The organism is Ruminobacter amylophilus, assembly GCF_900115655.1.
Classification (GTDB): Bacteria; Pseudomonadota; Gammaproteobacteria; order Enterobacterales; family Succinivibrionaceae; genus Ruminobacter; species Ruminobacter amylophilus.
The window spans coordinates 6,177-29,669 of the sequence record NZ_FOXF01000022.1; the positions used below are offsets into that span (position 1 = coordinate 6,177).

Annotated in this window: 17 protein-coding genes and 2 tRNA genes; 5 read left to right on the forward strand and 14 right to left on the reverse strand. The window is 46.7% G+C overall.

Translation table 11 applies throughout. The annotated features are described in order from the left end of the window. Positions 1–2 precede the first annotated feature (2 nt). From BMY80_RS06735 to ruvA, 11 genes are all read right to left on the reverse strand, one after another. Positions 3–78: transfer RNA gene (locus tag BMY80_RS06735), tRNA-Lys, on the reverse strand. A 22-nt stretch (positions 79–100) separates the two neighbouring features. Beyond that, positions 101–176: transfer RNA gene (locus BMY80_RS06740), tRNA-Lys, on the reverse strand. 411 nt (positions 177–587) lie between these two features. Continuing rightward, complete coding sequence (gene ybgF / locus BMY80_RS06745) at positions 588–1,346, reverse strand: tol-pal system protein YbgF (RefSeq protein ID WP_093142206.1); 759 nt, start codon at positions 1,344–1,346, stop codon at positions 588–590. A gap of 44 nt (positions 1,347–1,390) precedes the next feature. Continuing rightward, a complete protein-coding gene (gene pal, locus BMY80_RS06750) occupies positions 1,391–1,951 on the reverse strand; it encodes a peptidoglycan-associated lipoprotein Pal (protein WP_031580380.1) in 561 nt (186 codons plus the stop codon). A 40-nt stretch (positions 1,952–1,991) separates the two neighbouring features. Continuing rightward, entirely contained in the window at positions 1,992–3,272 is a 1,281-nt protein-coding gene (gene tolB / locus BMY80_RS06755; RefSeq protein WP_031580381.1) for a Tol-Pal system beta propeller repeat protein TolB, read from the reverse strand. A 134-nt stretch (positions 3,273–3,406) separates the two neighbouring features. Beyond that, positions 3,407–4,597, reverse strand: a complete 1,191-nt coding sequence (tolA, locus tag BMY80_RS06760) for a cell envelope integrity protein TolA (protein WP_093142209.1) — start codon at positions 4,595–4,597, stop codon at positions 3,407–3,409. A gap of 14 nt (positions 4,598–4,611) precedes the next feature. Continuing rightward, complete coding sequence (gene tolR / locus BMY80_RS06765; protein WP_031580383.1) at positions 4,612–5,037, reverse strand: protein TolR; 426 nt, start codon at positions 5,035–5,037, stop codon at positions 4,612–4,614. Between the two features lie 12 nt (positions 5,038–5,049). Continuing rightward, positions 5,050–5,787, reverse strand: a complete 738-nt coding sequence (tolQ, locus tag BMY80_RS06770; protein WP_425441293.1) for a protein TolQ — start codon at positions 5,785–5,787, stop codon at positions 5,050–5,052. Further along, positions 5,774–6,184 (reverse strand): tol-pal system-associated acyl-CoA thioesterase, encoded by a 411-nt coding sequence (gene ybgC, locus BMY80_RS06775; protein ID WP_093142212.1) that lies wholly within the window; start codon positions 6,182–6,184, stop codon positions 5,774–5,776. The genes tolQ and ybgC overlap by 14 nt, the downstream gene beginning before the upstream one ends. Continuing rightward, a complete protein-coding gene (ruvB, locus tag BMY80_RS06780; protein WP_093142214.1) occupies positions 6,177–7,193 on the reverse strand; it encodes a Holliday junction branch migration DNA helicase RuvB in 1,017 nt (338 codons plus the stop codon). Before ruvB ends, ybgC begins: the two co-directional genes overlap by 8 nt. Positions 7,194–7,370: 177 nt before the next feature. After that, positions 7,371–7,997, reverse strand: coding sequence for a Holliday junction branch migration protein RuvA (ruvA, locus tag BMY80_RS06785; RefSeq protein WP_093142217.1), 627 nt, complete (start codon positions 7,995–7,997; stop codon positions 7,371–7,373). Between the two features lie 984 nt (positions 7,998–8,981). Here ruvA and rho point away from each other — a divergent pair. Then, positions 8,982–10,265 (forward strand): transcription termination factor Rho, encoded by a 1,284-nt coding sequence (rho, locus tag BMY80_RS06790; RefSeq protein ID WP_031580389.1) that lies wholly within the window; start codon positions 8,982–8,984, stop codon positions 10,263–10,265. A gap of 81 nt (positions 10,266–10,346) precedes the next feature. Here the strand turns inward: rho and BMY80_RS06795 are convergent, their stop codons facing one another. Further along, a complete protein-coding gene (locus tag BMY80_RS06795; protein WP_218140331.1) occupies positions 10,347–10,832 on the reverse strand; it encodes a (deoxy)nucleoside triphosphate pyrophosphohydrolase in 486 nt (161 codons plus the stop codon). 205 nt (positions 10,833–11,037) lie between these two features. Here BMY80_RS06795 and mfd point away from each other — a divergent pair, with 205 nt between their 5' ends. Both mfd and BMY80_RS06805 read left to right on the forward strand, forming a co-directional pair. Next, complete coding sequence (gene mfd, locus BMY80_RS06800) at positions 11,038–14,493, forward strand: transcription-repair coupling factor (protein WP_245730084.1); 3,456 nt, start codon at positions 11,038–11,040, stop codon at positions 14,491–14,493. Continuing rightward, positions 14,483–14,953, forward strand: coding sequence for a hypothetical protein (locus BMY80_RS06805; protein ID WP_093142219.1), 471 nt, complete (start codon positions 14,483–14,485; stop codon positions 14,951–14,953). Before mfd ends, BMY80_RS06805 begins: the two co-directional genes overlap by 11 nt. A gap of 439 nt (positions 14,954–15,392) precedes the next feature. Here the strand turns inward: BMY80_RS06805 and BMY80_RS06810 are convergent, their stop codons facing one another. Continuing rightward, positions 15,393–16,136 carry a YebC/PmpR family DNA-binding transcriptional regulator gene (locus BMY80_RS06810; RefSeq protein WP_093142222.1) on the reverse strand — a complete coding sequence of 248 codons (744 nt, stop codon included), beginning with the start codon at positions 16,134–16,136 and terminating at the stop codon, positions 15,393–15,395. Between the two features lie 87 nt (positions 16,137–16,223). Further along, on the reverse strand, positions 16,224–17,987 hold the full coding sequence (gene aspS, locus BMY80_RS06815; RefSeq protein ID WP_093142245.1) for an aspartate--tRNA ligase: 1,764 nt from the start codon (positions 17,985–17,987) through the stop codon (positions 16,224–16,226). A gap of 527 nt (positions 17,988–18,514) precedes the next feature. Between aspS and BMY80_RS06820 the strand changes: the two genes are divergently transcribed. Both BMY80_RS06820 and BMY80_RS06825 read left to right on the forward strand, forming a co-directional pair. After that, complete coding sequence (locus BMY80_RS06820; protein WP_093142225.1) at positions 18,515–19,384, forward strand: DUF2799 domain-containing protein; 870 nt, start codon at positions 18,515–18,517, stop codon at positions 19,382–19,384. Between the two features lie 698 nt (positions 19,385–20,082). Then, entirely contained in the window at positions 20,083–23,487 is a 3,405-nt protein-coding gene (locus BMY80_RS06825; protein WP_093142227.1) for a GGDEF domain-containing protein, read from the forward strand. Positions 23,488–23,493: the final 6 nt, after the last annotated feature.

A 23,493-nucleotide genomic window follows, 5' to 3' on the forward strand; every position in this document is an offset into this window, starting at 1 on the left:
AATGGTGGGTCCTCAGGGACTCGAACCCTGGACCAATTGATTAAGAGTCAACTGCTCTACCAACTGAGCTAAGGACCCGTCTTATCATATCGAGTTGAAGTGGTGGGTCGTGACGGATTCGAACCGTCGACCAACGGATTAAAAGTCCGCTGCTCTACCGACTGAGCTAACGACCCTTTTCATCAAGTCTTCAGCCTATTATAACAGGCTTTCAGAGTTACCTCGTCTCGACAGGTGCTATAATACAGTATTTAAAAATCAATGCAAGTATTAATTTTAAAATTTTACATTTTTTTTAGAATTTTAATGCTTTTTGACGATATTTTGTTCTTTTTGATTATTATTAAAACAACCATGAAATTCTTCATGTTTTCACACTGAATTTCATGCGTCTGAACCACGGGCATTTAAGCCCTCAGTCCCCTTTCCATACTGACGCCGGGGATGCGTTCCCTGTTTATATTTACCTCTTTTTACACAGGTCTCCGGAGCCTTAAGGCGCTTCTCCGGAACGTAACTGATGAGGATAAAAAAAGAGGTATGCACCCTGGTACATACCTCTTTAAAACACACACAAGTAATAATAATTATTTAATTGACTCTAATGCTCTCTGAGCCATCACGGCTTCAGTAGTGTTCGGATAACTCTTCATGACGAGCTGATAGAACTTTCTGGCCTTGGCGGTATCCTTTGTCGCCTGAGAAATCTGTCCCAGCTTGTAGATGGAATCAGCTCGCTTCTGCGAATCGGAATACTGTGTGACCTTCAGAAAATTCTGCTTGGCCTCGTCATAATGCTGCTGCTTGTAGGCCATCTGCCCCAGCCAGTAAAAACAGTTAGGCAGAAGCTTGGAGTTCGGATACTGCTCTATAAAATTACCGAAAGCAACCTTGGCCCCCGGAAAGTCATTGCTGCTGACCCTGGCAAATGCCAGATCATAGGCCTTCTGCTCATCCTGACTGGAAGATGGGGCCGCAGACTGCTTTTCCTGTGCTGCCGGAGCAGGAGCTTTTGAAGAAACGGCAGGAGCCGGTTTTTCGAAAGTCTGAACTCCGGTGGCCGGTCCCTGTACGGCATCAGCGGTAATGGCTGATCTGCCGGCAAGTTCCGACACCTGCTTCTGCAGGGAATTAAACTGCATCTCGAACTGGTTAAGCTGATATTTCAGATCATCAACCTGTCCCTGAAGATCACGAATAACCTGTTCATTGGAGTCAATTCTGTTCTGCATGTCCAGGATGGCCGCATCACGGCTTCTCAGCTGCTGCTGGAGAAGCTCATAGCTGTCGGCGTACACGGTACCTGATGACAGCAGAACGGTTGCTATTAATAATTTCTTTAACATCTGTCTACTCGTCTAAAAAACAGCCAGACGGCATACTAAAACAATTAATATGAAATTACAGCTCTGCGGTTCTTGGACCAGGCGCTTTCACCGTGACCGAAGCTCTGAGGCTTTTCTTCACCGTAACTTACGATTGAAATCTGATCAGGGGTTACGCCGAGGTTAAGCAGGTAACGGGCAACTGAACGTGCACGACGTTCGCCGAGTGCGATATTGTATTCAGGAGTACCGCGTTCGTCGGTGTGACCTTCAATAATGATCTTGACTTCAGGAGCGCTCATTAAGAATTCTGCATGAGCCTGAAGTAAAGATACGTAACGATCAGGGATATCATCTCTGTCGTAACCGAAGTAAATGGTACCGTCCTGCTTCAGAGCCTGAAGCTTGGCTCTCTGTACGTCGGTAAGATGCAGACCGTCATTGTATGAATCGTAGTTTTCACCAACGATAACCGCACCGTCTTCAAGGATACCGTCTTCACTGCCGGTACTGCCGCCGTTTAACGGATCTTCTACCAGTGAACCTGCATCATCAGTGGTGGCACAACCGTTAAGTGCGGCAACAAACACACCGAGAAGTAAGCATTGAGCAAATTTTTTAAACATTTTTCACCTTCACATTAAATTACAAAAAACTGACATGTAGTTATTTATTTCTGTACGGAGACCATGCAGGCTGAGACATTTCCCCGCGACCTCTGTCCATGGACCATCTGCTTCTTCCGTCTGAAGAAACAATTACCAGCCCCTTTCTGCCGCCGCTAACGGTACTGTACATAATCATATTACTGTTAGGTGCAACAGTCGGAGATTCATCAAGTCTGGTGTTGCTGAGAGCATAGAATCCACCGCTGCTGTCCTGTCTGCTGATGGTAAATCCTGAGCTCTGGTTAATCATTACAAGTCCTGAACCGTCAGGCATTGCAGCAGGAGAAAGGTTCTTTACAGGCTGATGGGTAACCTTCTGCACCCCGCCGCTTCTCAGACTGTACTGGTAAATCTGAGCCTTTCCGCCTCTTTCAGAAACAAAATAAAGTTCATTGCCGGAAGCGCTCCACGCAGGTTCGGTATCAATTGCCGGATTGTTGGTTACTCTGGAAAGCTTTCTGCTGGCGATGTCAATTATGTATATTTCAGGATTGCCGTCCTTTGAAAGAACCACTGCAAGTTTTCTGCCGTCCGGAGACCATTTCGGATTACCGTTAAGACCGGGGAACGAAGTCAGCTTGGTACGGGCTTTGGTGGCAATGTCAATCACGAATATTTCAGCCTTTCTGTTTTCAAAGGAAACATAGGCGAGCTTTCTGCCGTCAGGAGACCAGCTCGGACTCATCAGAGGCTGAGTTGATACAACCAGGCGGTTTTCATTGGCGCCGTCATAGTCTGAAATACAGAGTTCATAAGGATACTTGGAACCGAAAACGGTTCTGATGTAGGCAATCTTGGTGAGGAATGCACCCTTTATGGAAGTCAGCTTTTCAAAAACCGCATTACTTATCATATGGGCATAGGTACGCATCTGCGCTGCGGGAACTTCCGCACGCATGTTGAGAACAGGTACCACCTTTGAACCGTTGAGGGTAACGGCGGTATAGCTTACCTGAAATCCCTTGGTCCCGGTTTTGATGTCACCGACCACTACAACTTCGGTACCGAGATCAAAATCTGATGTTCTGATGTCACCGTAGGCATGCGGATTGGCTCTCAGATTATTATTGGCTGTAGGCGCAAAAACACCGGTTCTTGACAGGTCATCATTGATAACCTTTGCCATGTTGACACTTACCATGTTCTGACCACCGAACGGTACGACGGTTATCTTTCTGCCTGAATCGATACCACCGGTAAGTTCAAGATTCAGTTCAGCATGAGCATTCATGCCGATACACAGGCATGCAGCTCCGATCAATTTACTCAAAAACTTCATTTTAGTCCTTTATCACCCGATATTTCTGATAATGGGTTATCAGCTCCTTTAGCAGCCGGTCGTTTTCCTTAAATTTATCCGGCTGGCTGATAAACGTATCTACTATACAAAATTATGGCCTTTCTGGCAAAAAATTAAACACTCGGAGTCAACTTCAGTTTAATTGAATGACAGTCCGCTGAAGGTGGTTTCGGCAGTGTTCCCAGAATCGTCACCGCTCTTATGGCAGCATCACAGACCCTCTTGTCACCGGTACAGCTCTGTGAGGTAATCTGGCCGTTATCATTAATCTTAAGCGTCAGAATACCCGTCTTTCCGTTCATGGTTCTGTCTACGTTCCAGTATCTTCCGATTGTTTCCTTTACGGTCTGACCGTAAAGATAATTTTCACGATCCTTGGCGTTTCCGGCAGTACCGCTAGAGGTCACGTCATCGCTGCCGCCGTCTCCAAGCTCCTTGAACAGATCGTCTTCAGCCTGCTGAGCCTGTCTGCGGCTTCTTTCCTCTTCAGCCTTTCGTTTTGCTTCGGCTTCGGCCTTTTTCTTTGCTTCAGCTTCAGCTTTCTTTTTAGCTTCGGCCTCAGCTTTTTTCTTTTCCTCTTCGGCTTTCTTCCTGGCTTCTTCAGCCTTCTTCTTTTCTTCCTCGGCTTTCTTCTTCTTTTCTTCCTCGGCCTTCTTCTTTGCCTCGGCTTCCTTCTTCTTCTTTTCTTCCTCGGCCTTCTTCTTTGCCTCGGCTTCCTTCTTCTTCTTTTCTTCCTCAGCCTTCTTCTTTGCCTCGGCTTCCTTCTTCTTCTTTTCTTCCTCAGCCTTCTTCTTAGCCTCTTCTTCTTTCTTTTTCTTTTCCAGAGCAAGCTTCTTCTCGGCTTCTATACGCTTCTGTTCTTCAATCTTTTTCTGCTCTTCGATCTTCTTCTGTTCTTCAGCCTTTTTCTGCTCTTCGATCTTCTTCTGTTCTTCGGCCTTTTTCTGCTCTTCGATCTTCTTCTGTTCTTCGGCCTTTTTCTGTTCCTCGATCTTCTTCTGCTCTTCCTGCTTTCTGAGATCGGCAATTCTCTTCTGCTCTTCAGCCTTCTTTCTTTCGGCTTCCTGCTGACGGCGGGCTTCCTCCTGCTTCATGGCCTCTTCAGCCCTGGAAGCGGCATTAGGACTGCCTCTTTTTCTTTTCGGAAGCTGGCTCGGATCAATGACAACGGCATGCATCAGCTGGGCTTCAGGCTTTTTCACATGGTCTTCGCATGAAATGCTGAAACCTGCAAAAAGCACCAGAAACAGTGTTACGTGCAGTAACACTGATATTACGGCGGCTGAAGTAAAATTTAATTTCACGTTCTTAACCTTAACTAGTTGCTGATTGGCTGGGTTACCAGACCGACACTCTCAACGCCGGCTCTCTTGAGTGCATTCATAAGCTGCACCACACTGTCATATGAAGCATGGGCATCACCCTGAACCACCACCGGACTGCCCGGTCTGGTCATCAGATAATCTGAAACAATGGAAGTCAGCTCGTTCAGTTCACGTACTTCAATGTGTGAATCACCGAGATCCACGAAATAGCGTCCGTTAACGTCTGCAGTGCATACAATCGGGGTTTTGAGTTCTTCGCTCATCTGCTCTGATTCAGCCTGAGGCAAATCAACGGTAACCCCCTGCATTACTACCGGTGCGGTGGCTATGAAGATAACCAGAAGTACCATCATTACGTCAATGTAAGGCACAACATTTATTTCAGCTACCGGTCTGTTTTTTGCTCTGCTTCTTCTCACACCAGAATCCTCTTACTGCTGATTGTTAGCACTTGATGCCGTGTTTCTGTTCAGAATTGTGGAAAATTCATCAATGAAATTCAGATACTGATTCTCAAGTTTTTCAACCTTGGTTGCGTATCTGTTGTAGAAAAGTACTGCCGGAATAGCCGCAAAAAGACCCATTGCGGTAGCAATCAGAGCTTCAGCGATAGGCGGAGCAACCATGGCAAGAGTGGCGTTCTTAACAGCTGACAGTGCCACGAATGCACTCATAATCCCCCATACGGTACCGAACAGACCGATGTACGGACTGATTGAACCGATGGTTGCAAGGGTCGGCAGATGATTTTCCAGAGCTTCGATTTCTCTTGAGCAGGAAACCTTCATGGCTCTGTAGGTACCGTCCATAAGGGTATCCTTGTTCTTTACACCCTGTCTGTGCATGCGGGCGAATTCAGTGAAGCCTGCGGTAAAAATCTTTTCCATGGCGGAAAGAGACGTCTTGCTCTTGCAGTTCTGATACAGCTGATTAAGGTCGATGTTGCCCCAGAACTCGTTCTCAAACTGAACGGCCATTCTGCTGCAGTACTTGAGATATCTGCCGCGCTGGATGATTACGGTCCAGCTCACCACGCTTAAAATCAGAAGAAAAAGCATAACGCCCTGAACCAGAGGGCTGGCATCAATAATAAGCTGGGTAATTGATAAATCACCGTTTGCCACCTGAGGTGCCGGAGTTTCCGTAACTACTTGTTCAATCGCATTCACTTAAAAAAACCTCTTTAATATCCTGAGGAATGACTGACGGGCGCTTTCTGTTCATGTCAACGCAGGCTATCTTGGTGACGGCCCTGATGTAAACATTGCCCTCTTCATCAGTAATTTCCTGTGCAAAAACCGCCGATGCGGATTTTACTTCCTTTATGGTACTGCTGACCAGAAGCAGATCGTCCAGTTTTGCCGAACGCCTGAAATCCACCTGCATGCTGGCCACCACGAAACCGAATCCCTTTTCCAGCAGTTCACTCTGCTTTACGCCGCGAGCCCTGAGCCACTCGGTTCGCGCCCTCTCCAGGAACTTTACGTAGTTCGCATTATACACTACTCCGCCTGCATCTGTATCCTCATAATAGACTCTGACGCTAAAAAAGAATTTATCACTCATTATCAGGCATCTCCATATCAAAATAATCGTAGCTTTCCCTGGTTGCCATACGGCCTCTAGGGGTTCGCTGAATATAACCTTCCTGCATCATGTACGGTTCGAGAACATCCTCAATGGTATCGCGATCCTCACCGAGAATGGCGGCCAGGGTATCAACACCTACCGGACCGCCGTTGAATCTTTCTATGATGGTTCTGAGATAACGTCTGTCCAGATCATCAAAACCGCAGTCATCAATCTTTAACATTTCCAGAGAATAGGCAGCGACCTCTCTGTTGATTACGCCGTTGTTCTTGACGTCGGCATAATCACGCACGCGGCGGAGCAGACGGTTGGCTATTCTCGGGGTTCCCCTGCTTCTGCAGGCGATTTCCCTGGCTCCGGCTGTTTCAAGATTGAGTCCTAGAACCGCTGCGGAGCGCTCCACGATGGAGGTAAGATCAGCTACATTATAGTACTGCAGACGGTGTACGATACCGAAACGGTCATGCAGAGGTGAAGTCAGAGACCCGGCCTTGGTGGTGGCGCCTATAAGCGTAAAAGGAGCGATGTCCAGCTTGATTGAGGCTGCTGACGGACCTTCACCGATGATAATGTCGGCCTGATAGTCTTCCATCACCGGATAGAGAAATTCCTCGATAATCGGATTGAGACGGTGAATTTCATCGATAAACAGCACGTCATTCGGCTCAAGCTTGGTAAGAAGAGCCGCAAGATCCGCCTTCTTTTCCAGAACCGGACCGGAGGTTTCAATAATGTTGACGCCCATTTCGTTGGCAATGATTTTGGCGATGGTAGTCTTGCCGAGTCCCGGCGGTCCGAAAATCAGCACATGATCCAGAGGTTCGCGACGTTTTCTGGCGGCGGCAATGGAAATCTCCAGCTGCTGTCTCATGTCATGCTGTCCCACGTAGTCACTGAGTTTTTTTGGTCTCAGAGCCCTGTCCACGCTCTCCTCTTCCCTGCTCTGGTTTGAGGAACTTAAAACTCTGTCTGGTTCAATACTCATTGGATGAAAAATCTCCGATCTTTATATCCGAACCGGCACCTGTGCTTCAGCATCATCAGCAATACCGGAGGTATCATTATGATGCCCGGCGTCTGCGGGTACCCGTTCCTGAATTCTTTCATCAGGCATCTTCCGCCTGACTGTTCACTAATTTAAATTACGCTTAAGGCTGCTATACTATATGCTCTTGAGGGCAACCTTTATGACATCCTGAACGCTCATGCCGTCACGGTAGAGCTTATGCACTGAGGAAGCCGCCTGGGTCGGCTTGTAGCCGAGTGCCACCAGAGCCTGAACCGCCTGACTTTCCACGTCAGAATCAATGACAACGCCGGTATCTTCGGCAGGAAGTTTAGGATCCCCTGCGGAACTTTCAATACTGCCGGCATCATTAATCTTCCAGCTACTTACCCTGTCCTTTATTTCAATTACCAGACGTTCAGCCGTCTTTTTGCCGATACCCGGAACCTTGACAATGGAATTGATGCTGTCATTCTTGACGGCGTTGACGAACTGCCCCGGATTAAAGGAAGACAGAATCGCCAGAGCAATCTTCGGACCGATGCCGCTGACCTTGATAAGCTCCTTGAACAGCACCTTGGCCTCCCTGCTGGTAAAACCGAAAAGAAGCTGCGCATCCTCTCTTACCACAAAGCAGGTGTAAACAAATACCTCACCGCCGATTTCAGGCAGATTATAGAAACTGCTCATAGGCATGGACAGTTCGTATCCCACCCCGTTAACCTCAATCAGTACGTCAGGGGCGTTCTTTTCAATCAACTTACCGCGTAATGAACCAATCATGTCTGAAACTCCTCGGAAATAATACAGTCTGACTCCGGTCCGCCTTTAATCATCAACTGTCCGCCACCCGTATCCGCAGTCCGTAATACAGTGCCGTCACATGAGACGTGAACGGATGCGGGAACTTTCATGTCCGACTGCCGTTTTGTCTAAAATTCTGTTAATTTTTGCTTTTTTAGGTACGGGTGTCAAGACTGCAGACCGAAGGCAGTGACATCGTGCGTTATAAATGATAATACATCGACACTGTCATGTACAAATATTTTATAAATGTATCTGTCAGATTTTTTATACCTGATATGAATTTCATCCGTCAGGGAACTGATTAAACGGCGACCGGATGATGACTGCCTTCCTGTTCACCATGGATTACGATTGAATGTTCAGATGAATTTTCCGCAGTTTCCGAAATTCCGGTAAATTTTTCCTGATTTTCACCGGTAATCGCATAAAACGAATTTTGCGGATGAAAATCACCTGAAAAAGAGAGAGCTCAGGCTGCTCTCCTCCTTAACATAATCCACATGACAATACGGATATACGGCGATTTTAACGCCTCAGAACACCGATTCTGATGAGGAATAAAACGTACGCTGATTATTCCGGGAGCTGGCATGAAATTGCTACCAAAACTTATTTTTCAAGCTCCGGCCAGTAAAAAACATTAGACAAAACGGAATTATAGTGTTAAATTTGCACCAGTTTTCAAACAGGATTTTTTGATTTTCAGAAAATACTGACAGATATATACAATATTTTCCCAAGTAATCTCTTTAATAAATTTCTTAAGAATACCCTTTGGTCATGTAATGTGTCTGTTGTGTATTGTTTGAATTCATTAATTTCATGAAAACCGTCGCATGATTTACCGTCCAGCGCGGTTACGCGTGCGAGAGCAGGATTGTCGTTTTTACTTCAGTTTTAACGTATTTCATATTTAACTGTAAAGACACATTTTAATAACTTCTACTAATCTAAAATTCTATGAATTTATCAGATCTAAAAAAAATACAAACCGCTGATTTAATCAGTATGGGTGAAGAAATGGGGTTGGAAAACCTCGGCCGTCAGTCAAGAAAAGACATTATCTATAACATTCTCAGAGCCAAGGCTAAAAGTGGTGAAGACATTTTCGGTGAAGGCGTTCTGCAGATTATCGATGGTGAAAAAGGCGGATACGGCTTTTTAAGAGATGCCGAATGTTCATATCAGCCAAGCCCTATTGATATCTACGTATCACAGAGCCAGATCAGAAAATCAAACCTCCGTAACGGTGACACCGTATTCGGCAAGATCAAGCCTCCAAAGGCTGATAATGAAAAGTACTTCGCACTTCTTCGCGCAGACACCATCAACCACGAGGATCCTGCCGTAAACAAGCACAAGATTCTCTTCGAAAATCTTACTCCTATTCATCCTAATGAAAGACTTAGATTAGAAAGAGGCAACGGATCTACCGAAGACATCACCGCCAGAGTAATCGATCTGGTTTCTCCTATCGGTAAAGGTCAGCGCGGACTTATCGTAGCTCCTCCTAAAGCCGGTAAGACCATGATTCTTCAGAATATTGCGCAGAGCATTCACGCCAACAATCCTGAATGCGACCTGATTGTTCTCCTCATCGACGAACGTCCTGAAGAAGTAACAGAAATGCAGCGCATGGTACAGGGTGAAGTATTCGCCTCAACCTTCGATGAAGATCCCAAGAGACACGTACAGGTTGCCGAAATGGTAATCGAAAAGGCCAAGCGTCTGGTTGAACACAAGCATGACGTTGTTATCCTGCTGGACTCCATTACCCGTCTGGCACGTGCCTACAACATCACCAAGGAATCATCAGGCCGCGTGCTGACCGGTGGTGTGGATGCAGGTGCGTTACAGGGACCTAAGGCTCTGTTCGGTGCAGCCCGTAACATTGAAGAAGGCGGTTCACTCACCATTATCGGTACCGCTCTTATTGAAACCGGTTCAAAGATGGATGACGTAATCTACGAAGAATTCAAGGGTACCGGTAACATGGAACTTCACCTGGTGCGCAAGCTTGCTGAAAAGCGTATCTTCCCTGCAATCAGCGTGAACCGTTCAAGTACCCGTCATGACGAACTTCTGACCTCTCAGGACGAACTGGCAAAGATGTGGATTATCCGCAAGTTCATCAATGCCATGAATTCATCTGACGAAGACGAATCAAAGGGTGCAGAATTCCTGATTCAGCATCTGTCAATGACCAAGACCAATGAAGAATTCTTCGAATCAATGAAGAAGTAGTTTCAGGTTTTCGGACAACCGCATTCCGGTTGTCAGCAGAAGGAAGAGGCCTCAGGCCTCTTCCTTTTTTTTATATGCCGTCTAATCCGCCTGATGATGACGGAGCCATTCCTTAAGCGGCGGAAAAATTCTGATGTCACATTCATCCCATGCAAGCTTTTCCAGTTCAGCCGGCGTGCGCCAGTCCGCATCTGAATGCTCACTGCTCCACGGTGTTTTACCGTCAGTTATTCTGCATACAAAAACGTGCAGTATGATTCTGAAATCACTGTAATCATGTACGATGACGCCGAGCTTTTTCAGAATTTCCGCCCTGACGTGCAGCTCTTCATTCAGTTCCCTCACCACGCACTGCTCCGCGGTCTCACCCTTTTCTATCTTTCCTCCCGGAAATTCCCATTTACCCGCCATGGACATTCCCGGCTTTCTCCTGCCGCAGAAGAAACGTCCGTTCTGATAAAGAATGCCGGTGGTAACCTCCAGCTCTTTAAGAGGCTCCCGGTGTTCAGTGTTTCCGGCACCTTCGGAAGATACGTTTTCGTCCATGGTCTTCAGACTGTTAGTCATGGTTGCAATCCTGTTTTCATGATAAAATACGACAAGTTTTTCATGTACGGCATTTTACCCTTTTCACGGGCTCCCTGCCTCAGTAAATACCGTTTTATGCCGAAATCGGCTGTACGGAACATGAATCGGAACTCTGTCAGTATCCGTTCCGTTTTCCCGGCCGTGCCTGAACCGATAAGTCGAATTTCAAACCTAAGAACAGTCTATGCTGAACATTATAGATATCAATCTGGAAATGACCGGTGCCGGTCACAAAAAAAACATCAAGGATATCAGTGGCTGCGCCTCATCTCTGATTATCGCCAGACTCAGTGAAAATCAGGAAAGCAACGTGCTGGTGGTAACCAGAAACGTTCAGGAGGCCGCCTCACTGGAACAGGAGCTCATTTATCTCATAGGCAGAGACAGGGTGTGGTTTTTCCCGGATCCCGAAACCCTTCCGTATGACAGCTTCTCCCCGCACAAGGACATAATCTCCAGAAGACTGGAAATCATGTATCAGCTGACCTGCCGCAAGGGGCTTGTGGTGCTGGTGAACATCAATACCCTTATGGGAAAACTCCCTCCGGTTGATTTCATTGTCAGGGAATCATTCCTGATGAAGACCGGAGACAGAGTTGACATTCCGGCACTCAAGGAACGTCTCATCAATGCCGGCTACTATGCCGTTCAGCAGGTTCTGGAACACGGAGAATTCACCACCAGAGGTTCAATAATCGACCTGTATCCGATGGGAAGCAATCATCCATACCGCATAGACTTCTTTGATGACGAAATAGATTCCATCAGTATTTTTGACATAGAAACCCAGAGATCCGTTAAAACAGTTCCTGAAATCAAACTGCTCCCGGCTCATGAATTTCCGTTTGACGAGGATTCGATTTCCCTGTTCCGCGTCAGATACCGCGAGCAGTTCAGTACCTCTACCCTGCCTGACCACCTGATATATCAGAGCGTGTCAAAACACAGCATTCCGTCAGGTATTGAATACTATATGCCCCTGTTTTTCAAAGAGGAACCGGCCAGCCTGTTCGACTATCTGCAGGATAACGTCAGACTGGTACTGATGGAGGATCTGACTCCTGCGGCTGAGAGCTTCTATAAGGACATTCAGGATCGTGCCGGCAGATACCTCGGCAATCCTGAGCATCCTAGTCTGAAACCGGAAATGCTCTTCTACGATCTGAACACTCTGAGATCCCTTGCCAACAGATACGACACATACAGGCTGTTCACCAGCAATGATGAAGCGCCCCGCAATGCCATGAACGCGGGAACATCACATCTTCCTCCGATTGCGCTGAACCAGGCTCTTGAAGAACCGTTCGAGCCGTTCCTGAGCTTTATCGAAAACTTCAGGGGAAGAATCCTGCTCACTGTGGAAACCGAAGGCAGAAAATCCATTATCTATGACCTGCTGCATGAAAAAATCAGATATGCGGAAGTCGAATCCCTGCAGGATTTCATCAACGGAAGTGAACGCTTTGCCGTAACCATCGCTCCGATAAATTCCGGCGCCGTGCTTAACAGAAATCTGGCGGTGATTACCGAAAACGAACTTCTGGGCACCACCTCCGTAACCCATCGCCGTCATGCAAAGCGCAACCGCAACTTCAATCAGGATGCCGTCATCAAAAATCTGGCCGAACTCAAGATTGGAGACCGAGTGGTACACGAGCAGTACGGCATCGGTGCCTATGACGGTCTGCAGGTGCTTACCATTGACGGAGTAAAAACTGAATTCGTTGCCCTCAATTATGCCAATGACGCCAGAATGTACATTCCCATAACCTCACTGTACCTGCTGTCACGCTACAACGGACCTGAGGAAACCAAACTCACCAGACTCGGAACCGACGCCTGGAAAAAGGCAAGGGACAGGGCAGCCTCCAAAATCAGGGATGTGGCCGCATCACTGCTGGATATATACGCCAGACGAAGACTCAAAAAGGGTATTCGGTATCCTGTCAACAAGAGTGAATATGCCGATTTTGCCGCAGGCTTCAAATTCCAGCCTACAGACGATCAGCAAAGAGCCATTGATGCCGTGCTTGAAGACATGAGCAGCGACAAACCGATGGATCGACTTATCTGCGGCGACGTGGGATTCGGTAAAACCGAAGTTGCCATGAGAGCAGCCTTCATTGCGGCTTCCGCCGGAAAGCAGGTGGTCATTCTGGTACCTACCACCCTGCTTGCGGATCAGCACTATGAAAGTTTCCGTGACAGATTTGCAAGAACCCCGCTGGTTATTGAATGCCTCAGCCGTTTCAACTCCGCCAAAACCGAAAAGGACATTCTCGGCAGAATTGCCGAAGGCAAGGTCGACATCATCATCGGTACCCACAAGCTTCTCGGCAAGGGAATCAGATATAAGGATCTCGGTCTGCTGATTATCGACGAGGAACATCGTTTCGGCGTAAGTCAGAAGGAAAAGATCAAATCGCTCAGAGCCGAAGTGGACATTCTGACAATGACCGCCACTCCGATTCCGCGCACCCTGAATCTTTCCCTGAACGGCATCAGGGATCTGTCAATTATCGCCACGCCTCCTGCCAGAAGACTCGCGGTAAAAACCTTCGTTCACGAAAACAGCGACACCATCGTCAGGGAAGCAATATCCCGAGAGCTCAAGCGCGGCGGTCAGTGCTACTATCTGCATAATGACGTGAAAAGCATCAACATCACCGCCGAAAGACTCGCAGGACTTCTGCCTGAAGCAAGAATCGCCGTGGCGCATGCGCAGATGCATCAGCATGAGCTCAGCAGAATCATGCATGATTTCTACCGTCAGCGCATTAACGTGCTGGTGTGCTCCACCATTATCGAAACAGGTCTTGACGTACCTACCGCCAACACCATCATCATCGAGGGTGCCGACCACTTCGGTCTTGCCCAACTGCATCAGCTGAGAGGACGTGTCGGCCGTTCACACCATCAGGCCTACGCATACCTGCTTACCCCGCCTGCCGGTTCTCTGTCAAACGATGCCCGCAAGCGTCTTGAAGCAATAGCCTCACTGGAGGAACTTGGTTCAGGATTCATTCTGGCAAATCAGGATCTGGAAATACGCGGTGCAGGTGAAATTCTCGGCGATGAACAGTCAGGTCAGATTGAAGGCATTGGCTTCAATCTCTACATGGACATGCTGGATGCCGCGGTTGAACAGATGAAGGAAGGAAAGGAACCTACTCTTGAAAACATGAGTCATCACGAGGTCAGCATAGAACTGCACATTCCGGTACTGTTCCCTGAAAACTACATCTACGACATCGGCAGCAGACTTCAGCTCTACAAGCGACTGTCATCCTGCAGGGACAGCAGTGAAATCGATGAGATTCAGGCTGAGATAGTCGACCGTTTCGGAGCTCTGCGACCTGAAGCCAGAAACGTAATAACCATTAATAAATTAAAGCTCTTATCACAGAAATTAGGCATAAAGTCCATCGAAATGAACAGCAAATACGGTTCAATAGAATTTGGTGATAAAATACATGTGAATTTTGATTATCTGAGATCCCTGGTTCTCGAACGCAGCAATGAATTCCGTCTTGACGGAACCTCCAGACTGCGCATAGTTGAAAGCAGCCCGGAGGCTGACAGGAGAATACAGCAAATACAGAACATACTAACTGAAATGGATACCCACTATGAAAAATAAACTGCTGAAAATGGCAGGTCTCGTACTTATCGCAACACTGCCGTTCAATTATGTTAATGCCGCGGAAGCAGACAAGACTCCTGCCGCAGCCCAGAAGACTGCTCAGGCAAAGAAGAAATCCGCAAGCAGTACTTCCATCGCTGAAAAGAACTGTATGGCACTGGTCGGATTAAGACTTGGAGATACCTACAGAAAAAAGGTTACCGATCGTCACGAAGGCAAAAACAAGGACGGCAATGTCACCTATTCCTTCGTGGGTACCGCTGAAAGTCTTGATGATAATCTCTCATTTGTCTGCAAGCTGGAATTTGTCAATGAAAAATACAACATTACCGAATTCTCACTCATGAGGGTTATTCCGCAGGACAGCGTAAACTTTGATGAGAACTCCGACAATCCTCCTACCACAAACAGCGGAATGATGAAACCACTGCAGGACGGCGGTGCTTCTCAGAAATAACACACTGAAAATAAAGAGGAGGCATATCCTCTTTATTTTTTTATATTACTTCCCGGTACGTTTAAATATCTCCTGATTCTTTTCATATTCATCATCTTTTATCCGTCAGAAATTCTTCAAAACTGAAGGGCTTACGGTTCCGTTCCGCATACGGCAGAAGCATTAAAAACCGTCAGAACTCAGGCTCAGGCAACATATTGCAGCTGCAAATCGTTTAAATGTCTGTTCATCAGAAAATTCCGGATAACACAGAACTGTTTCAGACAGAAAAATAATACAGGAATGAAATTCTGAACTGTTTCATCAATTAATAATCAGTATGCTATAAATTATAGGTTCATCTCAGAATAAGCCGTTCGGAAAGATCCAAAAAAAAACCGAGACTGCCCTCACGGCAGTTTCGGTTTTTTCATCAAAGAGTAAGTAAGAGTTACGTAAATTAACCTAAAGAAGCGGCTACTTCGTCACTCATAACACCATTGTGATAAACTTCCTGAACATCATCGAGATCTTCGAGGTAGTCAACCAGCTTCATGAAGGTTTCGGCATGATCCATATCCACGTCGGCTTCAGTAGAAGCAACCATGGTTACCTGAGCGTTTGAGTGCTTGAGACCTGCTGCTTCAACGGCATCGAGTACGGCACCGAAGCTTTCGGGAGTGGTATTGATTTCGATTGAACCGTCATCATTGGTGATAACGTCATCAGCACCTGCTTCAAGAGCGATTTCCATGATCTTATCTTCATCGCCTTCATCAAAAGTGATGATACCCTTCTTGGTGAAGAGATAAGCTACTGAACCGCTGGTACCGAGGTTGCCGCCGAACTTGGTGAAGCCGTGACGAACGTCTGATACGGTACGGTTGCGGTTATCAGTCATGCATTCAACCATGAATGCACTGCCGCACGGACCGTAACCTTCATAAACGATGGTTTCGAGTTCAACACCGTCACCGCCGCCGGTACCGCGTTCAATTGCTCTGTTTACGGTATCACGAGTCATGTTCTGTGATAATGCGCTTGCAACAGCAGCACGTAAACGAGGGTTTGCATTCTGGTCACCGCCGCCGATACGAGCAGCAGTGGTAATTTCACGAATCAGCTTGGTAAATACCTTACCGCGCTTGGCATCCTGAGCGGCTTTACGGAAACGTATATTAGCCCATTTACTATGACCTGACATTTAAATTTCTCCTGAATATTTGATAATACGAACCTTTAAAAAATCAGGGGATTAACACTTAAAGGTCCGTCGACTAATTAAAAACTGTTATTCATCCTTAACGGCAATTGACAGTTCGTTAAGAGCATCTGCAGAAGCGAAGCTTGGAGCATCAGTCATCAGACATGCTGCGGCAGTGGTCTTAGGGAATGCAATTACGTCACGGATATTATCGGTACCGGTAATCAGCATGGTTAAACGGTCAAGACCGAAGGCAAGACCTGCATGAGGAGGAGTACCGAACCTGAGGGCATCGAGCAGGAAGCCGAACTTTTCCTTCTGTTCCTTTTCATTGATGCCGAGAACTGAGAATACGGCCTGCTGCATTTCATTCCTGTGAATACGTACTGAACCGCCGCCTACTTCGTAACCGTTGATTACCATATCGTATGCATCAGCGTAAACTGAGTAAGGATCGTTCTTAAGATCATCAGGATTGGTGGTCTTAGGAGCGGTGAACGGATGATGCATTGCTGCAATTGAACCGTCCTGATTCTTTTCAAACATAGGGAAGTCAACAACCCACAATGCCCTGAAGCCTTCACCTACGAGACCTAAATCTCTGGCAGCCTTGAGTCTTAAGGCGCCGATGGCGGTTGAAACAACCAGACCGTCACTGTCGGCACCGAAGAAGATGATGTCTCCCGCCGCTGCGCCGGTTCTTGAAAGAATACCGTTTACGATATCGTCACTGAGGAACTTGGCGATTGGAGACTGAACACCTGCAACACCTTCGTTTACGGCGTTAACCTTCATCCATGCAAGCCCCTTTGCACCGAAGAGAGCAACATGCTTGGTGTATTCATCGATAACCTTTCTGGTGGTCTTTTCGGCACCGCCCTGCATGCAGAGAGCAACAACTCTACCCTTAGGTGAGTTTGCAGGACCGTTGAATACTGAGAATTCGCAGTCCTTAACCAGATCGGCGATATCAACCATTTCAGCCTTGATGCGGAGATCAGGCTTGTCTGAACCGTACTTTCTCATGGCCTCGTCCCAGGTCATTACCGGGAACTTGCCTAAATCAACGTTAAGAATCTTCTTCCACAGACCGGTAATCATTTCTTCCATGATTTCCTGAACGTCTCTGGCGGTCATGAATGATGTTTCCACATCGATCTGAGTGAATTCAGGCTGACGGTCGGCTCTCAGGTCTTCATCGCGGAAGCACTTTACAATCTGATAGTATCTGTCAAAGCCTGACATCATCAGCAGCTGCTTGAAGAGCTGAGGAGACTGCGGCAGAGCGTAGAACTTGCCGTGATGAATACGGCTTGGAACCAGATAGTCACGGGCGCCTTCAGGGGTAGCCTTGGTGAGCATCGGAGTTTCAACATCCAGGAAGTTGTGGCTGTCCAGGAAGTTTCTTACATAACTGGTGATGCTTGCACGGATCTTGAAGCGTTCAAGCATTTCAGGACGTCTTAAATCAATGTATCTGTACTTGAGACGGAGCTCTTCGGCATTTTCCTGATTGAAATCAAGAGGAAGCGCATCTGAACGGTTGATGATTTCAAGTTCAGTTGCCATTACTTCAACCTTACCGGTCTTCATACCTGCATTAATCTGATTATCAGGTCTTGCCTTGACAATACCGGTAACCTTGATGCAGCACTCATTACGGAGTGTGGAAGCAAGCTCGTGTGATTCTTTCTGGTCCGGATCGAAATAAACCTGAACGATACCGGCTCTGTCACGCATATCGATAAAAATAAGGCCACCTAAATCTCTGCGGCGATTAACCCAGCCACAAAGTACAACCTTCTGCTCCAGCTGAGACTCACTCACGTCACCGCAATAAATTGAGCGCATAGACATAAAAATACCTCTTTCTCCCTTCCCTTCATTAAGACGGAAAGGTATACACAATTGGATTTCGGGAATAAAAAATAAAAGATCGGCGTATTATACAACAATCCGTCAGGATCTTACACATTTTTAACAGCGCTGATTGATTTAAAATTTTATCCGCTGCCGGAAAAAGCACGACACCGGACTGACCGGCGTTCGGGAATGTACGCTGAAACGCGTTGTTCAGGGCCGGACAGTCTCCGCATGTACGCTGTCAGCCGTAAACGCTGCAATCATCATGCCGAATCAGTTCCGCCGGAAATCCGGTCCTTCATGCCTCGGTCCGCGGCGGTCGCGTCGATTATCCGTGAAAAAACGCACGTTCCTGCAGTCTTCACGTTTTGTCCCGTCCAAAAAACATATAATCTAGAAAATATAAAGAACGCCGCGCACGGATTATCCGCCTAAATGCGGATGATGTCAGCCTGCGGCGTGCGGAAACATTCCCGTTTCCGGCCGTATTAACCATCAGACAGGAAAGCTGCACCATGAACTTTCTCAAACCAGAATTATTAACACTGCCGGCGGTCTCAGTCCTGATACTGTCCGCCGTTTCCGGCTGTGCCGTGATGTCCGAGGATGAATGCCGGACTGCCGACTGGCACGAACAGGGATACGCTGACGGAACAAACGGTAAATCCTCATCATTGTTTGAGGAATACGTTTCGGCATGTCAGCAGTATGTTTTTGTGGACAGATCAGCCTACTTCCGGGGCAGAAGGGACGGCGCCGAGGTTTTCTGCAATCCTTCAAGAGCCTACGACATGGGGCTTAGCGGAGAAGAACTTACTGACATCTGCAACGGCACGCGTAACGAACACCTGTTCAGAGAGAAATACGAAAGAGGATATGCCGTATACGACATGGATCGCCAGATAAGGGAAATCGACGACGCTCTGAATGAAATCGACGGATATCTGCGAAGCGGCGACTTCAGGGGACGCATATACGATGAACTCAGCAGTGACTACCGTTACCTGGAACAGCTGCGATACAGCGCCGAATCCGACTACAACCGTCTGAGAAACTCCGAAGGCCGTTCCGCACACGTAAGAAACTACCGCAGTGAAATGGAAAAAATGCCGTACTACAGATCCTATACCGGAGCCAGAACCGTTAAGGAAAATCTGCAGAGAGCCAATGAGGAACTGGACAGAATCAGATACGACATCGATTCGGTCAGCAGAAAGATGGACAGAACCGAAAGCCAGTCCGAATTTCAGAAATACAAGCGTGAGCGTGACTGTCTGAGAGACGAGGAACGAAAGCTGAGACGCGAGATTGACAGGTATCTGGACTCCTCAAATCCTGAATACTACAGGAGCTTCAGTTCAGACAGGCACCGCTGTCACCGCTAAAGCATTTTTCCGGAGTAATCACTGCGGAAATTCAAAAAACCAAAAACGCTGCCGTATGTCATAATGAACTCCGTTTCCGTTCATCGTAACATACGGCATATTTTTCTCTGTTTCTCTGCTGAAATTTCAGTTCAGAAACATCATTCAGCCTTTGAAAACCTTGCCAATACGAACCTCCGTTTTTTTTGACAAAAAACGAAAACGCTTTTTTCAAACAGATGTCTCAAATCAATTTAAAGCTTTAGGCATTTACCTCACATTAGGTTTAAAATATAATTGCTTTAAATATATAAGGTTCATGTTTAGCACAAATAATAATCAGACAAGATATCCAGAGGAGCAAACCTGAGCCGGTACACGTGATTTATGGTGTACAATATACGATGAAGTCATAACAATAATAATATAACGTTTATAAACAGCTCCCGTCAGAGGGGCCGGATCAAATCAGATGTGATGCATAGCAGCTGTTATCGTGCTGCACCACTGGTTAAAACCTACGGAATGATTGCACATAGTATTTTTACCGCGGGGACTGAGAGACATTAACGGACTGACCGAATCAGCAGTTCTGTATACGTGACTGTCTCACGGCAGAGGAAACATGAAAAACTTCCGGCATTCCGGAACATCTCAAAGTGCCGTTTTAACCTTTTTTAGTGTTGTTTTTATCAATTTAAGATAATAAGTTAGCAAAAGTGTCATTATATTTACGCAGAGCATTAGAGCAGGCTTATCTGCAGAATTTAAAGAATAGGGAAATCCAGACAATCGCAGTCTCCCACAACAATCAGGCTGAGATTCGCAACGATTTCAATATTCTGTGTGAGAAGAAGGGTATCAGCAATCCCATAAGGATTCAGCTGACACCTGAAGATTACTTTGCGCCTTTATCCCCTATTCTCTATCTGATCAACGAACTGCTGTTCAGACACAATATTGAACTTACCCAGGTTTCCAGACTGCTGAAATTAGGCAAATACGAATCCAACATGCTTAATTCCATGCTGCAGAACCATTTTGACATCAAAGAATACTACATGCCTTCTGATCTCGAATACATCAAGCTGAGAATCAGAAAGCACATCCAGACCCTGCTGCACCATCTGCTGAGCGGTCCGGATCCTATCCCCGTATGCATCTGCAATCTTCAGTATGCCGGTCCGAGCTCAATCAAGTTTCTGATTGACATTCTCAAGACCAACACCGGAGACTCCACCTACATTTATTCAATCAGGGAACAGTCTCTCAATGAAATGCAGAAGAAGGCAATCAAGCTGCGTGAAGATCAGCGGCGCCGCCGTTCTCTCAACATTTTTTCAGCATACAACAACGAGGATGATGATGAACAGGAACTTCTGAACACTCCAAACTGCATACTGCTTTTAGGGTTCAATTCAGAAAATCTGCTCAATGCCACCACTCCCGCCAAATGGCTGGAAATGGAAGGTGAAATCGAACGTTTCTTTGCTCTCATCCGTCCTTCTGATCCCGATTACAGGGGCAACAGTACGGACAACCAGTGGCCTAAGCTCAAGTATCAGGCCAAGCCTATCCTTACCTTCGAGGATGCGGTTGAACGCTGCGGCATACTCTTCAACTACCTCTGCTATGACGAGGTTATTGAAATCGCCAACTCCCTGATACAGGAAATAAGATTCAGCAAAGACAAGAAATTCAAGAACGAAGAACTCATCTACCACCTGCTTGGCCGAGCCAGACTGTACAAGCATGAATACGAAGACGCGCTCATCGCCTTCGACCTCATGTACGAAAAGGCTCAGTACAACAACAATACGGATGATGCCTGCAATTCCTACATCGAGCTGGCATACACCCACATTTTCAGATCAGACTTCGAATCCGTACTGCATTTCGCGGAGATGGCTGCCCATCTCGGTGAAATCAGTATGAACATGCGTCTGGTGGTTATTTCAAACTTCTGTCTCTTCGTAGCCTACGATCGTGCCGGTATCAAGTACGGATATCACAATATCTGTACCCTTATCGACAATCTGGAAAAATACGATCTGATAAAGGAAGAAGTTTATGTTCTGCGCAACATCTTCGCTCAGGTAAGCTTTGATCCTCAGAACCTCAACATGAATATCGCCCTGGAAATGTGCAACAAGGCCATTACCCTGGCAAACAGAGCAGGCATCAAGCACGAAATAGCGGCAGCCAACCACTGTAAAGGCGTGGTTCTGTTCAATCTCGGCAGATACCCTGACGCCCTGCATGCCTACAGACTGTCTGAAGATCAGTACTATCAGATTGAAGTACCGGTAGAACTCACTCACGTGTACAACTCCATCGGTTTCGTACTCAATGAAACCGAGGACTACCCTAAGGCACATGAGTACTACATGAAGGCTCTGCGCAACTCAATCAACCTGAACGACTACTCAGAAATCACCATTACCATATACAACATTTCTCAGCTGTACATGCTGAGCGGTCTGTTCAAGGAAGCGCTGTCAACTCTGGATATTCTGCAGGAAATCCTTTCAATTCTGAAGACAACCAGACTGCCGTTCCACAACATTCACCACATATATCTGTCCAAGGCTCTGGTATACACCTACCTTGACAAGATAAATCTGGCTGAACAGATGCTCAGAAGAAGCGCCAACATCAGCAATGACATTCCGCTTATCGGCAGCGAGCTGTTCCTGTACAACCTGATTCAGACCATTGTTCACGTAAAGAACAAGCAGAAGCAGCAGGCTCTGGATCTGTTTGCCCAGATTCGCAACTTCCAGAAGCTCGGAACGCTTACTCCGAAAGAAAACATCCTGTTCTACATGACTGCCCTGAAGATATTCAGTGAATACAAGGATTATGAATCCAGATTCAAGTATCTGAAGGAAGGCTATTCTTATGCCATAAAGAACCAGCTGTTCAACAGCCAGAAGCTTATCATCAACTGCTGGAAGCTGAACTTCAAGCCTTATGAAGGCTACTCGGTAATCGAAGTTCCGATGAACGAACTCAACCAGATTATTCAGCTGGTAAGACAGGAACACAAGGTTAACACCCTGTGGAAACAGGTTCATGAAATGCGCCTTATCTCAATGCTGCACAACTTCAGTCTTAGCGTTGATTCCTACAATCAGCTGGCTGCGGAAACCCTGCGTCTGCTGTCGTCACACTTCAATATCAACGGCGGCATGATTTACTTCGTATCCCAGGAAAACCGGACCTCTTCCCTGATACAGGAGTTCAATTCATCCAAGATTCAGCCGAACTTCTCATTCAAGAAGATTGAGAAATTCATAAATTCCCATATAACCAAGGAATTTACCGAGCTGACGGATATCACCATCGGACCGGACAAGGTACACAGGGTAATGATATTCCCTCTGGTTGACCGTACCGAAGTATTCGGTCAGATGCTGCTGTTCAGTTTCGACAAGGCCTTAAGAAGCAATTACGAAGAGGAACATGATTCAATCACCATGATTTCACAGCAGCTGTCAAGTCAGCTCACCATGATTCTGCAGCGTAACGAGCTTATCAAGGTCAGCACCACCGATATGCTTACCGGTCTGTACAACCGTATGGAATTCAACCGTATAATCACCAAGCTTATTGCTGATTTACCGGCTGACCGCAACATATCCCTGGGCTTTATCGACCTGGATAACTTCAAGTACTACAACGATAATCTTGGACATGAAATCGGTGATAAGCTGCTGGTATGGTTTGCCGATCTTCTCAACAGTCTCAAGGGGCCTAACGACATTGTATGCCGCTGGGGCGGTGACGAATTCCTGTTCCTGATGAAGGACTGCGATGCCGACGAGGCTGAACAGCGTATGACCGTTGTACTCAACAGTCTGAAGAAAAAACTCGGTTACAAGAAGGAAATCGAAGAGTTCCTGCATACAACCGTGAACAATCTTCCTGAACGCTACTATCTGTCATGCTCTATCGGCGTAATGGACAGCAACAGTCTGCCTAAACCGTTTACCGAATCGGATCTGCTCACCAGTGCCGATGCGGCTCTGTACGAAGTAAAACGTACCGGAAAGGGCAAGGTTCTGAACTTCAGAAACATGACTCACGAAGCCGACGGCATGATAATGGAATCCAACAGATAAGCGGAT

Coding starts and splice junctions, on each gene's coding strand:
- pal (WP_031580380.1), bottom strand. CDS start 1,951: ATGTTTAAAAAATTTGCTCAATGCTTACTTCTCGGTGTGTTTGTTGCC.
- ruvB (WP_093142214.1), bottom strand. CDS start 7,193: ATGAGTATTGAACCAGACAGAGTTTTAAGTTCCTCAAACCAGAGCAGG.
- BMY80_RS06810 (WP_093142222.1), bottom strand. CDS start 16,136: ATGTCAGGTCATAGTAAATGGGCTAATATACGTTTCCGTAAAGCCGCT.
- BMY80_RS06795 (WP_218140331.1), bottom strand. CDS start 10,832: ATGACTAACAGTCTGAAGACCATGGACGAAAACGTATCTTCCGAAGGT.
- tolB (WP_031580381.1), bottom strand. CDS start 3,272: ATGAAGTTTTTGAGTAAATTGATCGGAGCTGCATGCCTGTGTATCGGC.
- BMY80_RS06820 (WP_093142225.1), top strand. CDS start 18,515: ATGAACTTTCTCAAACCAGAATTATTAACACTGCCGGCGGTCTCAGTC.
- ybgC (WP_093142212.1), bottom strand. CDS start 6,184: ATGAGTGATAAATTCTTTTTTAGCGTCAGAGTCTATTATGAGGATACA.
- ruvA (WP_093142217.1), bottom strand. CDS start 7,997: ATGATTGGTTCATTACGCGGTAAGTTGATTGAAAAGAACGCCCCTGAC.
- BMY80_RS06805 (WP_093142219.1), top strand. CDS start 14,483: ATGAAAAATAAACTGCTGAAAATGGCAGGTCTCGTACTTATCGCAACA.
- ybgF (WP_093142206.1), bottom strand. CDS start 1,346: ATGTTAAAGAAATTATTAATAGCAACCGTTCTGCTGTCATCAGGTACC.
- mfd (WP_245730084.1), top strand. CDS start 11,038: ATGCTGAACATTATAGATATCAATCTGGAAATGACCGGTGCCGGTCAC.
- aspS (WP_093142245.1), bottom strand. CDS start 17,987: ATGCGCTCAATTTATTGCGGTGACGTGAGTGAGTCTCAGCTGGAGCAG.
- rho (WP_031580389.1), top strand. CDS start 8,982: ATGAATTTATCAGATCTAAAAAAAATACAAACCGCTGATTTAATCAGT.